8 protein-coding genes are annotated in these 15,845 nt (G+C 60.2%); 2 read left to right on the plus strand and 6 right to left on the minus strand.

The features are described from left to right. Positions 1-148: 148 nt before the first annotated feature. Positions 149-1,159, minus strand: coding sequence for a type I glyceraldehyde-3-phosphate dehydrogenase (gap, locus tag AC0V2Y_RS23035; protein WP_010395244.1), 1,011 nt, complete (start codon positions 1,157-1,159; stop codon positions 149-151). A gap of 78 nt (positions 1,160-1,237) precedes the next feature. Next, positions 1,238-3,235, minus strand: coding sequence for a transketolase (tkt, locus tag AC0V2Y_RS23040; RefSeq protein ID WP_475417424.1), 1,998 nt, complete (start codon positions 3,233-3,235; stop codon positions 1,238-1,240). Between the two features lie 186 nt (positions 3,236-3,421). Here tkt and AC0V2Y_RS23045 point away from each other — a divergent pair, with 186 nt between their 5' ends. Continuing rightward, positions 3,422-4,147: a 16S rRNA (uracil(1498)-N(3))-methyltransferase gene (locus AC0V2Y_RS23045; RefSeq protein ID WP_475417425.1), complete on the plus strand. Its 726-nt coding sequence runs from the start codon at positions 3,422-3,424 to the stop codon at positions 4,145-4,147. 171 nt (positions 4,148-4,318) lie between these two features. Here the strand turns inward: AC0V2Y_RS23045 and AC0V2Y_RS23050 are convergent, their stop codons facing one another. Then, entirely contained in the window at positions 4,319-7,315 is a 2,997-nt protein-coding gene (locus AC0V2Y_RS23050; protein WP_475417426.1) for a TonB-dependent receptor, read from the minus strand. 1,095 nt (positions 7,316-8,410) lie between these two features. On the opposite strand from AC0V2Y_RS23050, the gene AC0V2Y_RS23055 reads away from it, so the two are divergent. After that, positions 8,411-10,042, plus strand: a complete 1,632-nt coding sequence (locus tag AC0V2Y_RS23055) for an NAD(P)/FAD-dependent oxidoreductase (protein ID WP_475417427.1) — start codon at positions 8,411-8,413, stop codon at positions 10,040-10,042. 80 nt (positions 10,043-10,122) lie between these two features. Here AC0V2Y_RS23055 and AC0V2Y_RS23060 read toward each other — a convergent pair whose 3' ends face one another. The 3 genes from AC0V2Y_RS23060 to corA all read right to left on the minus strand — a co-directional run bounded on the left by AC0V2Y_RS23060 (position 10,123) and on the right by corA (position 15,714). Further along, positions 10,123-12,939 carry a TonB-dependent receptor plug domain-containing protein gene (locus AC0V2Y_RS23060; protein WP_475417428.1) on the minus strand — a complete coding sequence of 939 codons (2,817 nt, stop codon included), beginning with the start codon at positions 12,937-12,939 and terminating at the stop codon, positions 10,123-10,125. 301 nt (positions 12,940-13,240) lie between these two features. After that, positions 13,241-14,614, minus strand: coding sequence for an ATP-binding protein (locus tag AC0V2Y_RS23065; RefSeq protein WP_475417429.1), 1,374 nt, complete (start codon positions 14,612-14,614; stop codon positions 13,241-13,243). A gap of 134 nt (positions 14,615-14,748) precedes the next feature. Next, positions 14,749-15,714 carry a magnesium/cobalt transporter CorA gene (corA, locus tag AC0V2Y_RS23070; RefSeq protein ID WP_034760218.1) on the minus strand — a complete coding sequence of 322 codons (966 nt, stop codon included), beginning with the start codon at positions 15,712-15,714 and terminating at the stop codon, positions 14,749-14,751. Between the last annotated feature and the right edge of the window lie 131 nt (positions 15,715-15,845).

A 15,845-nucleotide genomic window follows, 5' to 3' on the forward strand; every position in this document is an offset into this window, starting at 1 on the left:
TAACTAATGGTAGTCGCGCATGGCACGCCGCCGGGACTGAAACACACCAGTAATGCGCGCACAGAATGTGCTCGCAAAAAAAAACCGCCCTGTCAGACAGGGCGGCCCGGCGCCCCTCAGAGAGCGCTTACTGCAGTGTTTTGATGAATTACTTGGCCGACATCAGTGCAACGGTGGTGTCGAGCATGCGGTTCGAGAAACCCCACTCGTTGTCGTACCACGAGGATACTTTCACCAGGCGGCCCGAGACCTTGGTCAGGGTCGAATCGAAGTTCGACGACGCCGGGTTGTGGTTGAAGTCGATCGAGACCAGCGGTTCGGTCTGGTACGTCAGGATGCCTTCCAGGGCGCCTTCCGACGCGGCTTTCATCAGCGCGTTGACTTCTTCCACCGTGGTGTCGCGCTTGGCGATGAACGACAGGTCGACCAGCGACACGTTGATGGTCGGCACGCGGATGGCGAAGCCGTCCAGCTTGCCATTCAGCTCAGGCAGCACCAGGCCCACGGCGGCGGCAGCGCCCGTCTTGGTCGGGATCATGCTCATGGTGGCCGAACGGGCGCGGCGCAGGTCTTCATGCATCACGTCGGACAGTACCTGGTCGTTGGTGTAGGCGTGCACGGTGGTCATCAGGCCCGTTTCGATGCCGATGGCGTCGTTGAGCGGCTTGACCAGCGGTGCCAGGCAGTTGGTGGTGCACGAAGCGTTCGAGATGACGGTGTCCGTCGATTTCAGTACCGAGTGGTTCACGCCGAACACGACGGTCGCATCGACGTCCTTGCCGCCTGGGGCCGAAATGATGACTTTTTTCGCGCCGCCCTTCAAGTGAGCCGAAGCTTTCTCTTTGGTGGTGAAGAAGCCCGTGCATTCCAGCACGACGTCGACGCCCAGCTCGCCCCATGGGATTTCAGCCGGATTGCGCTGTGCGAATACGCGGATCGGATCGCCATTGACGATCATGTTGTCGCCTTCGACGGTCACCGTGCCCGGGAACTTGCCGTGCGCGGTGTCGTAACGGGTCAGGTGGGCGTTCGATTTGGCATCGCCCAGGTCGTTGATGGCAACGATCTGGATATCCTGTTTCTTGCCGCCTTCGTAGAAAGCGCGCAACACATTACGGCCGATGCGGCCGTAGCCGTTGATTGCAACTTTGATCGTCATACTCTGCTCCTGATTAAAAAAAAAGGTATCAGCACAGCACCCCGGCACTACCTTGCCGGGGCCTGCTCAAAATCAATATTAGCCGGCGATAACGGCTTTCACCTTGGCGACGACGTTCTCGACCGTGAAGCCGAAGTGCTTGAACAGCACGCCGGCCGGGGCCGATTCGCCGAACGTGTCGATACCGACCACGGCGCCTTCCAGGCCCACGTATTTGTACCAGAAGCTGGTCACGCCCGCTTCGATGGCCACGCGCGGCACGCCCTTCGTCAGCACGCCGGCCTTGTAGGCGGCGTCCTGGCGGTCGTACACGTCGGTCGACGGCATCGACACGACGCGCACATTGATGCCTTCCGAGGCCAGCGCGCTGGCGGCGGCGACGGCCAGTTCCACTTCGGAACCGGTGGCGATCAGGATCGCCTTGGCGTCGGCCACGTCGTTCAGCACATAGCCGCCGCGGTAGATGTTCTCGATCTGTTCGGCGCTACGCTCCTGGTACGGCAGGTTCTGGCGCGAGAAGATCAGGGTCGACGGGCCATCCTTGCGGCGCACGGCGGCGCCCCAGGCGGCAGCCGACTCGACGGTGTCGCACGGACGCCAGTTGTCCAGGTTCGGGATCAAACGCATCGACGAGACGTGCTCGACCGACTGGTGCGTCGGGCCGTCCTCGCCCAGGCCGATCGAATCGTGGGTAAACACGAAGATCGAACGCAGTTTCATCAGGGCAGCCATGCGCAGCGCGTTGCGGCTGTAATCGGAGAACGTCAGGAAGGTGGCGCCGAACGGGATGTAGCCGCCGTGCAGGGTGATGCCGTTCATGATGGCGCTCATGCCGAATTCGCGCACGCCATAGTTGATGTGGTTGCCAGGCTGGCCCGAACGCACGGCCACGCACTCTTTCCAGTTGGTCAGGTTCGAACCGGTCAGGTCGGCCGAGCCGCCCAGGAATTCCGGCAGCGACGACGCCAGCGCCTGGATGGCGTTCTGGCTGGCCTTGCGGGTAGCGATGTTTTCTTTCTTTTCGACGCAGGAAGCGATGGCGGCGCTCAGGGCCGCTTCGAATGCCTGTGGCAAGTCGCCCTGCATGCGGCGGGTCAGTTCAGCGGCTTGCTGCGGGAATTCACGGCTGTAGGCGGCGAAACGCTCGTTCCAGTCTTTTTCCAGCAGGGCGCCCTGCTCTTTCGCATCCCAGGCCGCGTACACGTCGGACGGCATCTCGAACGGTGCGGCATCCCAGCCGATGTATTCGCGCACGGCGGCGATTTCCTTGTCGCCCAGCGCGGCGCCGTGGACCTTGTCGCCGCCTTGCAGGTTCGGCGAACCCTTGCCGATGATGGTCTTGCAGCAGATCAAGGTTGGCTTGCTGGCGGTCTTGGCGGCGGCGATGGCGGCAGCGACGGCGGCCACATCGTGGCCGTCGACGGCGCGGATGACGTTCCAGCCGTAGGCTTCGAAGCGCGCCGGGGTGTCGTCCGTGAACCAGCCTTCCACTTTACCGTCGATGGAAATGCCGTTGTCGTCGTACAGGGCGATCAGTTTATTCAGGCCCAGGGTACCGGCCAGCGCGCACACTTCGTGCGAAATACCTTCCATCAAGCAACCATCGCCGACGAAGGCGTAGGTGTAGTGGTTGACGATGTCGTGGCCAGGCTTGTTGAATTCAGCGGCCAGCAATTGCTCCGACAGGGCCATGCCGACGGCGTTGGCGATACCCTGGCCCAGCGGGCCGGTGGTCGTTTCCACGCCGGGCGTGACATCGACTTCCGGGTGGCCCGGGGTTTTCGAATGCATCTGGCGGAAGGCCTTGATGTCATCCATCGACAGGTCGTAGCCCGTCAGGTGCAGCAGCGCGTAGTGCAGCATCGAGCCGTGGCCGTTCGACAACAGGAAACGGTCACGGTTCTGCCATTTCGGGTTCGCGGGATTGTGGCGATAGTGACCACTCCACAGGGCAACTGCGATCTCGGCCATGCCCATCGGCATGCCTGGATGGCCGGAGTTGGCCTTTTGTACAGCGTCCATTGCCAGTGCGCGGATCGCATTGGCCATTTTGGTAGTCGGGAGCGTAGTTGTCATGATGGTATGGGTCAGTCGCGAGTTTGGGATTCGTTTGCAACAGCGCGGACAGGGAAGCCGGCTGCTTTCTGTAGCCAACTATTTTACCAGACTGGGGGACCGCAAATTAGAATTGCGGCGTACTGGCCCGCCAAATGGCTATACTTTGACGTCTTTCCACCCCACTTACCCCCGTTGAGGATTTGCATGCCGCGTTTTTTCTGCCCCCAGCCGCTCGTCGCCGGCGCCACCGTCTCCCTGCCGGAGACTGTCGCCCACCATATCCAGGTCGTGCGCCTGGTGCCGGGCGACGTCATCACCCTGTTCAATGGCGAAGGCGGCGAAGTGCAGGCGAGCCTGGTGGCGGTCGCCAAGCGCAGCGTGACGGCGCAAATCCAGGCGCAGGTGGCGCGCGAGGCGGAACTGCCGTATGCCGTGACCCTGGCGCAAGCGTTGCCGGAAGCGTCGAAAATGGACTGGATCATCGAAAAAGCCATCGAACTGGGCGCGGCCGGCATCGTGCCGCTGGCGGCGCAGCGCTGCGTCGTGCGCCTGTCCGCCGAGCGGGCCGAGAAGAAACTCGCGCATTGGCAAGCGATCATCGTGTCCGCATCGGAACAATGCGGGCGCAACCGCCTGGCGCAGCTGGCCCCATTGCAGGATTTTAACGGCTGGAGCAGTCAGCAAGATTTACATAAACGCATCATTTTGACGCCGCGCGCACAGCAGTCGCTGGCCGACTGGGCGCGTCATCAGCCGCCGCAGGCGATCACCGTGATGGTGGGACCGGAAGGCGGGTTTTCGGAAGCGGAAGAAAAGGCGGCCCTGGCCGCCGGCGCCATCGGCTTGTCCATGGGGCCGCGCATCTTGCGCACGGAAACGGCGGGCCTGACGGCGCTGGCCACCCTGGGCGCCTTGTGGGGCGGCATGTAAGGCGGCGTACGATGGCCTGGCAGCCAGCGCGCCACCCAAAAAAATGCCCCGCAAGCTTCGCAGCTTGCGGGGCATGTTACTGGCATGACTGACCATGCCTCTTGCTATAACCGTCCGTGCATCCCGGCCTCCGCCGGCTGACGGCTGTCAACCGGCAAGGAGGAAATCACATCAGAACTTGTGGCTGTACTGGGCCGACAAGCGCACGGTACGCGGGTTCGAATACGCATTGACCATACCGGCGGTAGGGCTGACGGCAGTACCGGCGGCGCTGGTGTTGTAGGCCTCGTCAATGGATTGCGCCACTTGACGGTTGGTTGCGTTCAGCACGTCGACTTTCAGCACGATGCCTTTGATTTGCTCTGGCTTGTAGATGAAGTTCAAGTCCAGGCGCATTTCTGTTGGCAGCGTACCGTAGGCGCCGCGGCCGTTCGGACCGGTTGGGCACAGGAAGAAGATCGAGCCGTATTGCGACAAGCCCAAGCCCTGTTGATCCATGGACGCTGGGATATTGCAAGTACGCGACATTGGACGGCCCGTCGCCACCAGCAAGTTGCCACCGACGCCAAACTGGCTCGTGAACTCATAGTAGCCGTAGGTTTTCAACTGGTGCGTACGGTTGTTCGGCAACAAGCCGCTGCCGTTGACCATCGTTTCCGGGAAGTCCCAACCCGAGCTGAAGCCCACGTCGGCCTGGCCGTTATCCGACTTGGTCTGGCCTTCCTGGTTGCCTTCGCTGCGCGACCACGTGTAGTTCATCTTGCCATACCAGCCATTGCGCATCGGATGTTCCAGCATGAATTCCAGCGCCGTGTAGGTACGCTTGGCTTTTTCCGGGAAGCCTGCATCGGCAGCCGTAATCGTCACCGCACGCTGTGCACCGTTTGGTCCCACCGGGATCATGAAGGTGTTGTCCTTGCCTGGATTGAACAGGGCGCCGTTCCAGCCATGGTCATCGAAGTACTCTTTTTCAGCGCCCGTCAGCTTGGCCGAAATGGCGCGTGGATCCGAGTAGTCATCGATCGTGTTTTTCAGCTTGCGATAGGTAAACTTGATACCGCCGTTGAAATCAGGCGTCAGCGCCTTCTCGAAGCCCAGGTTGATCTCGTCCTGGAAGTGGGCCTTCAAGTTGGTCGAAGCCAATTCATTGGCGCGTTTTTCCTGGCCAAATTCATTGTTAGCCGACACGACATTGCTGATCGGGTTCAAGCCCAGCGGTGCACCCGTGGTCGGGTTGACGCCGGTGTAGGTGTAGAACCGGTCGGTATTCAGCGAAGCGCCAGCAAAACGTACGGCCATGTTGGCCGGTAATTGCATGAAGTAGCGGCCAGCCGTACCGAAGACTTTCAGGGAACCGTCGCCATACACATTCCAGGCCGCATTCAGGCGCGGCGCCAGCATGTTTTTCTGTTCCACGAAGGTTTCGCCGATACCGTTCATATTCTTGAACGACTCATTGCGCAAGCCCAGGGTCACGACCAGGTTTTCGGTGGCTTGATAGCGGTCCTCGATGTACTGCGCCGACTGCTCGACGGACGGAGTGGAACCGCCACGCTGCAGGTTTTCACGCACGTAGTAACCTTGGGTGCCGTAACCGCCGCCAGCTGCCGGCGACATATTATGGCCAGACAATACGGTGTTCGGATTGGTTTTCAGGTAAGTCCAGGTACCGCCGCCGGCCGCTTCCGTGCCGTTCAGGGCATTGATCTTGTTGTGGTCAAGACCGCCGCGTATCGTATGCTGCTTGGCCAGTTTGTATTCCAGATCCAGGCGATAGCCGCGGTTGGTGTCTTGTGCACCGTCGCGCAACAGGGCCGAGCTGAAACCTTGCACCTGGCTAGGCTGGTAATTCACGCCTGGTACCTGGTTGTCCGGGGAAGCAACGACCGGACGCAAGCCTGGAATGTAGCCAAACGGATTTTGCTCGCGCTGGGTCTTCGCCTGGCCGATCAGGGCCTGCACGGTCAGATCGTCGGTCACATAGCTGGTCAGCTTGAGGATGTCGATGTTGGAACCCTGGGCTGCCGCCAGCGCAGCGCCGGTGGCGTTGAGGAACAGCACACCTGCCGAATAGTTCTTGAATTTGGCGCCGCCGTTCTGCACATAGCCGCGCTGCTTGGTATCGTAGTTGAAGCCGTAGTATTGATCGTCAACTTTCGACTCGTCCGAAATATGCGTATATTCGAGGCGGTTATTGTCGGTGATATTCCAGTCGATCTTGGCGATATAGCGCGGCACATCGGATTTCTGCACCAGCCAGCCAGTCTGATTGTTCACCGTGCTGGTCGATGCCAGACGTGCCGTTTCGCGGTCCATTCTGGTAAATTCACCACCCAGATAGATGAACAGCTTGTCCTTGATCAGCGGGCCGCTGACATAGGCGTTGTAGACCTTCTCGGTCAGCTTGTCGCCTTCCCGGTAGTTGTAGATCTTGCCATCCGTCTTGGGATTGGCGCCCGTATTCGGGAACATGATGTTCTTGGCCTTGCCGCGCAGCGAATCAGGCGCGTAGGTAAAGCCGGCGCCGAATTCCCAGTTATTCGTACCGCTCTTGGTGGTGATATTGACCACGCCACCCGTCGAACGTCCGAATTCGGCGCCGTAGCCGCCGGTGATGATTTGCGCTTCAGCAATCGAGCCGAAAGGCAGGGAAGAGTAACCAACCTGATACAGGCTGTTGGTGACAGGGAAACCGTTGATGTACGCCGCATTTTCCGACGCGCTGGAGCCGCCGAAGCTGGCGGCGTTGTTGCCGTAGCGCGAGTCGGCGCGCGTGGTACCGCCGGCCAATTGCACAATGTTGGCGACCGTTGGCGCCAGCGGCAGGGTAGCCAGCTCGCGCGAATTGAAGGACGAACCGGAGTTGGAACTGGTGACATCGATCGCGCGGCGGCGGCTCGTCACGTTCACGGTCTGTACCTGCTGCAGCGCCACTTCGCTTTCCTGGCCGATGCGCACTTCCACGTCCTGCGTGCTGACGACGGAAGAACCTTTCAGCAGCGTGACCTTGTAGTTACCAACTGGCAGGGAAGTGATGCGGAAAGTACCGCTGGCATCGGGTGAAATAGTCCGCTTGAAGCCGTTGTCGGCACCGACGATCTGCACCGATGCGCTGGCATCCGGCGCGATCTTGCCGATGATGTTGCCCGTGGCATTCGACTGAGCCATTACCGCTGGAACAATCGCAACGCTCAATACCGATGCGCTGAACGCGATCGTTAATGCACGTGCTATTACAGTTTTTCTCAACATGTCATTCCCTATTATTTATATGAGCGCAGTATTACTGCTTTGGTAAAGGAGTTTTTCACTTACGCTTATGCGTTTTTAAACGCTTTCTACTCTCATCGCCTTGCTATCCCGCCACACAAGACATCCTCTCGGTCCACTTTGCATACGCAAAATAAAACAGAAGGACACATCGGAACATATTGAAACAGGCTGGTCAATAAAATTAGGAAAACTGTTCTGTTGGCGCAACACTTCGATTTATCCAGAAAATAGGCATGCAGAAACGCATCCAGGCTAAATGAAAACATTCGCGGACGATAACAAAACTTACTTGGGATGCCTGAAAACAGTGGCTTTGCGCCAATGGAATTAGAAAATTACCGGAAGAATCCGTTCTAAAAAAGATGAATATCAATAACCCGAAAAATAAATGACGCGCAAGACGTCATTACTTTACGGGAGGAGGCGACATATAAAATGTGAAGCCACTTCGCAATATATCGATCAGACCTTTTATGAATGGATCTATATAAAAAAAATCCTCGACATAATCTCAAAACAAAATCCCGCCCTCCATCGAAGAAGCGATAGCGACGAGATACAGCGCTGCTCTTTTCCTGGAATGCGAGCAGACCAAAGATACAGAATTGCGCCGGTAAGAAACAAAACACTATCAAATCACACGCAATGGCAAGGCGTCAACAAAATCAAGCGACCACAACAAAAAAGCAACACAAATTTACCTGAAAAATAAGCCCAGGATTTGCGTGCCCCAACAAGGGGCGGCGGACGCACCAGCAACGCGCCGGCTCGCACCAGTTTGTGGCAGCCAGAAAACGCCTCCAGGTCCCGCCACGGCACCGCGGCGACAATGCGAACAGACGGCACTGCCGCCTGTTGCCCCTCCCCAAAAAGTCCGGGTAAATCTAAGCGGTGAACGATGTGGAGGTAAAATAGCGCCTTGATGCCCTCACACGGCGCCACACACTCTCCGCTAGATACGGAGCCCGGCAATTTTTGAAAATACACACCATGTTGCGACTCAACGAAGTAAAACTCCCCCTCGAACACGACGATGCAGCCCTGCCGGCCGCGATCCTGGCCCGCCTCGGCATAGCCGCGGAGGAACTGCTCGGCTTCACCGTCTTCAAGCGCAGCTACGACGCGCGCAAGCGCAGCGCCGTGGTGTTGATTTACTCGCTGCATGTGGAAGTCAAGAATGAAGCGGCCGTGCTGGCGCGCCTGGGCCACGATATCCACCTGATGCCCGCGCCCGACACCGACTATAAATTCGTCGCCGGCGGCGAACAGCTGGCCGGCCATACCAATGAACCGCGTCCCATCGTCATCGGCACGGGCCCCTGCGGCCTGTTCGTGGCGCTGATCCTGGCGCAGATGGGCTTGCGCCCCCTCATCCTGGAACGGGGCAAGCAGGTACGCGAGCGCACCGTCGACACCTTCGGCTTCTGGCGCAAGCGCGAACTGAACCCGGAATCGAACGTGCAGTTCGGCGAAGGCGGCGCCGGCACCTTCTCGGACGGCAAGCTGTACAGCCAGATCAAGGACCCCAAGCACTACGGCCGCAAGGTGCTGACGGAATTCGTCAAGGCGGGCGCGCCCGAAGAAATCATGTACGTGAGCAAGCCGCACATCGGCACCTTCCGCCTGGTCAAGATGGTGGAGGAAATGCGCGCCAATATCGAGCAGCTGGGCGGCGAATACCGTTTCAGCAGCAAAGTGGTCGATCTCGACATCGTGCCCGGCCCGGACGGCGGCCAGGTGCGCGGCGTGGTGCTGGACAATGGCGAGACCATCGCCAGCAACCACGTCGTGCTGGCCATCGGCCACAGCGCGCGCGACACCTTCGAGATGCTGCACAAGCGCGGCGTGTACATCGAAGCGAAACCGTTCTCGATCGGTTTCCGCGTGGAACACCCGCAATCGTTGATCGACAGCTGCCGCTTCGGCCCCAGCGCCGGTCACCCGATCCTGGGCGCGGCCGACTACAAGCTGGTGCACCACGCCAGCAATGGCCGTTCCGTCTACAGCTTCTGCATGTGCCCGGGCGGCACGGTGGTGGCGGCCGCATCCGAACCGGGCCGCCTGGTGACGAACGGCATGAGCCAGTATTCGCGCAATGAACGCAACGCCAACAGCGCCATCGTCGTCGGCATCACGCCCGCCGACTACCCGGGCGACCCGCTGGCCGGCATGGCCCTGCAGCGCGAACTGGAAGAGCGCGCGTTCGCCCTCGGCGGCGGCAACTACGATGCGCCAGGACAATTGGTCGGCGACTTCGTGGCCGGCCGCGCCTCGACGGAATTCGGCAGCGTGGTGCCTTCTTACAAGCCGGCCGTGCACCTGACGGACCTGGCGCCCTCGCTGCCCGAATACGCGATCACGGCCCTGCGCGAGGCGTTTCCGGCATTCAACAAGCAGATCAAGGGTTACTACAAGGCTGACGCCGTGCTGACGGGCGTGGAAACGCGCACCTCGTCGCCGATCCGCATCAAGCGCCGCGACGATGACCTGCAAAGCCTGAATACACGGGGACTGTTCCCCGCCGGCGAAGGCGCCGGCTATGCGGGCGGCATCCTGTCGGCGGCCGTCGACGGCATCAAGGTGGCCGAGGCGGTGGCCCTGTCGATGGCGGCGCGCGGCTAGGCCGTGCCCTCTCCGCCGTGCGGCGGGATGAAAAAAACCGGCACATTCACGGGCCGGTTTTTTTATGCCTGCGTACCTCGTTAAAACTTGTACGAGGCATTCAGGTAACCAGTACGGCCGCGCGGATCGTAGTAGCGGTCGTCATAGCCGAATTGCTGGCCGCGGTTCACGCCGGACGTCGATGGCACGAATGGCGGACTCTTGTCGGTCAGGTTCAGCACGCCGACGGTCAGCACCCAGCTCTTGCTTGGCGTCCACACCGTTTGCCAGTCGAGGGTCGAATAGAAGCCCGCCTGCATGCGGATCTTTTCCTGCCCCGTCACGGCACCCGAAGCGTCAAGCACGTCGACCGACGTTTCCTGATCCTTGTAGCCGGACAGGAAGTTGACCGTCAGCGAGTTGGCCCAGTTGCCCGTTTTCAGGGTATTCGTCCACTGGCCGCGCGTGCGGAAAGTCACCGTGCCCAGATCGGCGAAGTTGCCCAGCGCCGAATAATACCTGCCGTTGCGTTCCAGCTGCACATCCTCGCGCAGCATTTGCGTCGCGTTCAGCTGCGACGTGAACAGGCCGATGCCGGAGCGGTAACGGGCGCTGATATCGATGTCGACACCGGTGGCGAACGATTTACCCAAGTTCTGGTTGTCAGCCAGGAAGGCCAGGTAGGTGGTACCCGTGCCCACGTCCTTGTTGACGCCCCAGGATTTCGGGAAATTGGCCGGATTGGCGAATACCAGCTGTTCGGTCAGCTGACCGAAGGAATCGCGGATCTGCACATGCCACAGGTCGGCGCCCAGGGTGATGGCGTTGATCGGTTCGTAACGGAAGCCGATAGTTGCCTGTTTCGATTTCTCCGGCTGCAATTCGCGGTTGCCGCCGGCCAGCTGGTCGTACTGGCGGTTACCTGGCTGGCATTGCGCATTGAGACGCGTGGCGATCGCCTGCAAGGCTGGCGAGCAGGTGTACTTGTCGCTGGTGACGCCATAGCCGCGCTGCAAGGCGTTGACTTGTGGCACTGTCGGCGCATGGAAACCATTGCCGACCGAACCGCGGATCAGCAAGGTGGGTGCCGGCGTCCACTTGAAGCTGGCCTTGGCCGTGGTAGCACCGCCAAAGTCCGAGAATTCATCGAAACGCAAGGCGGCGCCTAATTCCAGCTCTTTCAGTACAGGCGCGATGACTTCGCCAAAAATGCCTTTCGACGTACGGCTGGCGCTGTACGGCTGGCTGCTGGCCGCGTCGCCGAAACGCTGGTCGCATTCCAGTCCGGTCGTGCCGCCGCACAAGGTGCCCTTCACGGGATCGGCCAGGATGCCTTGCGCAAACGGACTCGGCTTGGCAGAGAATTCCTCGCGGTTGATGTTCACGCCCATCCCCAGCATCATCGCGCCGCCAGGCAGTCGCCGCAGTTCCGTCGAGCCATTCAGGTTAATCGTTTGCAGGCGCGAAGTGCCACCATCCCAGTAACCGGAGTACGCGGCCGCCTTGATGGCTTCCTGTGCCGCGGGAGACTGCTTGCCCGGGCCGACGAAGGGGTCGAGCAAGCCGCTCGACGTGAGGTTATTGACAGCAATGGCGCCAGGATAACCGGAAATACTGCCTTTTACGCGGCTTTCGGAGAAGTTGTAGGCAGCGTTATAGTCCCATCCAGCCAGAACGCCGCGCGTGCCGACCACCACGCTGGCAAAATCCGCCGTATCTTTCGAGGTACGCTGGCCCATGTCGAACAAGCGGTAGAACGCCGTGCTGTCGCCGGTAATTCCAGCTGGCACTAAATACTTGTCATGCAGCGGCGTGCCCGCATCGACGGCGATCGCGCCAGGTACGGGAGCGATACGCGAAGTTTGTTTCGTGCGTGACAGCAAGACGTCTGCATATACTTCCTGGCCGGCGATCTTGAAGGTGCCCGATGCCATGAAGTTGTCGCGTTTGCGCTCCGGATAGATTTCCAGGTCCTTGGTGAAGTCATAGCCGCAGTAGTCATCGGCCAGGCCGCTGCCATCGTTGTACGGTTCGATCACGCGGAACGTCTTTTCCGGGCAGGAGCCGTTGGCCTTCTGGTAAGGGCTGATCAGCTGGCCATTGTCATCGGTGGCATTGGCGGGAATCGGGCTGGCCGAAAACTGCTGCTTCTGATAGCGCTTGCCATTGGCCGAGAATTGCACCTTGCCCGTGCTGGCGAACTTGCGGTCGACGGAAGCGAGCTTGTCGCGCTCGTCATGGCCAAAGGTCAGCACCACGTTGTAGCCATCTTCGTCCAGGTTGCCAAAGCCCTTGGTGGCGCTGAGGCGTTTCTCACGCGCACCGTTTTTTGGCGCGGAGTAGCCGATGGACACATCACCGATCGTCGTATCGTGCTTGGTAATGAAGTTGACCACGCCGGCGATGGCATCGGCACCGTACAGGGCGGAGGCGCCATCGGTCAGCAATTCCACGCGTTCAATTGCCGAGATAGGGATCGAATTCAAGTCGAAGCCAGCGGCGAAACCGGTCAGCGTCTGGCCGCCGAACTGGGCCAGGCGCTTGCCGTTCAGCAAGACGAGCGTACGCGTCTCACCCACGTTATGCACGGAAATACCGGAGAAACCGAAGGTGCTGCCGCCAACCGAGGAACTTTCGCTGGTGGCCCCCTGGGCGGAAGAGAGCTTCTTGACCAGATCGGTGACCGAGGTGGCGCCCGATGTGCGGATGGCTTCGGCGGTCAGGACGGTGACCGGCAAGGCGCCTTCGGCGGCGATACGCTTGATCGACGAGCCGGTGACTTCGACACGCTGGATCTGCGTATCGGCGCCCTGCGCATCTTGTGCGATCGCGGACTGCGAAACAACGGACATGGCGGCAACTACACCACCGGCGCAGACGATGCGAACTGCACGAGAGATGACGGTTTCTTTAAGCATGGTGAACCCTTTTTCATTTGTACGGTTATATATGACTCCGGATTTTTTACCCGGATTGCACTCGTTCATCTAAAGGAAACGCCTCGCACGGCACCCGATCAGGCACCGTGAAGTCCGCTGGGACACGTGTACAGAAATGGCACTAGGCAACTAAAAGTCAACTAGACAACTACATAGAATCACGGCAAGAATATGAGTGTCAACAGAACTCAGCATGCGTATGGCGTACATACAACATATGAAAAGCAGGGCAAAAAGGGATGGAGTGGCTTCTCCCGGCTAGCCGGGAGGTCGCGCGGTATCAACTGGCCAGCGGCAGCCTGATCTGTATATGACAGCCGGGAGTGCAGTCGATGGCGCACACCTGGCCGCCCAGTTGCTGCACGATGGTGTAGACGATGTGCATGCCCAGGCCGGAGCCGCCCTGGCCACGCTTGGTGGTGAAAAACGGTTCAAACATGTGTTCGCGCACGGCCGGCGCCAGGCCGATGCCGTCGTCCGAAAAGTCCAGCAGCAGCCAGCGCAAGGCCGCATCATCCTCGTCCGCCTCGATGCGCGCACGTATCGTGATGCGCCCCGGCCCGCCCTGCGGATAGCCGTGGCGGGCGCTGTTCATCAGCAGGTTCGAGAGGATTTGCGACAGCTTGCCGGCCGCCAGGCGCACCTGGCAATCGGGCGCGATATCGAGTTCCACGCCCAGCGCCGCCTTGCGCAGTTCCGGACTGTGCGCCGACACCAGGCCGTGCACGTAGTCGTGCAGCGCCAGGTCGGCCACGTACTCGCTGACCTGGTCCACGGCCAGCTGCTTGAAATTGCCGATCAGGTCGGCGGCGCGCGCCAGGTTACGCTCAATCAATGCCGCCGCGCCTTTGAGGGATTCGGCAATGTCGATCAGTTCGGCACGGCTGACCTTGGCGCCGCCCAGCAGCTGCACCAGCTGGTCGGCATAGCTGCCCATGCTCGACGCCGCCGTCAGCGCCACGCCGATGGGCGTGTTGACCTCGTGCGACACGCCCGCCACCAGCGAACCGAGGGCCGCCATCTGTTCCTGCTCGATCAGGTTGGCCTGCGCCGCCAGCAGCGATTCGGTGCGCACGCGCACGATTTCTTCCAGCTGCTGGGTGCGCTCCTGGTGCTGCAGCTCGGCCGCGCCGCGCGCCGAGAAGATCGACAGCAGCAGCAGGGCCAGCAAGCGCTTGTTTTCATCGATGGGACGCGTGTCGATGGCCGACAGGATGCCCAGGGTCTTGCCATCGGTATCGATCAGCGGCATGCCGACATAGCTTTCCGCATGCATGTCGACCAGGAGGGTATCGAGTGGAAAGCGACGCTGGATATCGCTGCCGTGAAAACACATGCTCTGGCAAGTCACGTCCTGGCAAGGCGTGTGCTGCAGGCTGTATTCGATGTTCGGCTGGTAGCCGTCGCCGCCCCACAGGGCCAGGGTGCGGATGCCTTCGCTGCCATCGTCCATGCGCACCAGCCGCCCGGCGATCACATAGTGCACGTCGAGCGCTTCGGCCAGGTCCTTGACGAGGATGCGCAGGAAGTCGTCGCCACGGGCGTGCGCCGTCGAGGCAGTGATCGAGCGCAGGGCCGCCTCCGCCAGGGTGCGCCGCTGCTCGGGATCGAACAGGGGTTCTTGCGAATTCACATCGAACAACGGAATACTCATGAATGCTCCTGCGCGGCACGGGAAGCGCAGGCAAAGCTGCCGGCGCGGCGATCCTCAGCAAAGGCCCGGGTCAACGGACTTGCCGCGATTGTACCCCTGGCTATTGTTTAATAATACAGATACACAGGAAATTTTTATAGCCAGCCGGAACGCTTGAACAAGTAATACATATAACCGCAGACACAGCTCATCACTGCCACGGCGGCCGGATAGCCATAATGCCAGTCCAGTTCCGGCATGAACTTGAAGTTCATGCCCCAGATGCCGGCAAACGCGGTAAACACGGCAAAGATGGCGGCCCAGGCCGCCAATTGCTTGTTCACTTCGCTCTCGTCGATGGCCACCATCGACAGATTTACCTGGATGGCCGTGCTGATCGTGTCGCGGATGGTGTCGAGCGTGCCGTTGATGCGCGCCAGATGGTCGTGCACGTCGCGGAAATACTCCTGGGTATCGTGGCACAGCGGCGGCACCCGTCCGCCGTGCAGCTTGCCCACCGCTTCCATCAGGGGCGCCACCACGTGGCGCAAGACCATGACCTTGCGTTTCAATTGATACAGCCGTTCGATATTGTCGCGCTCGGTGCCCCGGTCGAAGATACGGTCCTCGATCAGTTCCAGCTCCGATTCCAGCGCGTCGAGCACGGGGAAATAACGGTCGACGACCGCGTCCATCAGCGCGTACAGCACGAAGGCCGAGCCCTGGCGCAGCAAGTGCGGTTCGCGCTCGGCACGCGCGCGCACGCCCAGGAAACCTTGCGAGCTGTTGCTGCGCGACGAAAGCACGTAATTGGCGCCGACAAAGATGTCGACTTCGCCCAGCACCAGTTCATTCTCGACCATTTCCACGGTTTTCACCACGGCAAACAGAGAATCGCCATATTCCTCGATCTTCGGGCGCTGGTGGCCCCGCTGCGCGTCTTCCACCGCCAGTTCGTGCAGGCAAAACTCATGCTGCATCTGTTTCAGCTCGTCCGGCGTGGCGTCGAGCAGGGCCACCCAGACGAAGCAATCGGGGCGCTCGACGTAATCGCTGATATCGTCGATCGGCAAGTCGGCCAGTTTTTTGCCATCCTGGTAGGCCACGCAGTTAATCAGCATACAGTTCCATGTCAAGACAAGGAGCAAAATGCCCCAAGCAGACATGAGCTTACATGATCGCCGGAAATTTGGAAGTGTGAAGCGGGGATGACGTAGCACTATCCCTTCGTGATCTTCGGCCCGATGTAAAC

This window comes from Janthinobacterium sp. BHSEK, assembly GCF_056174685.1.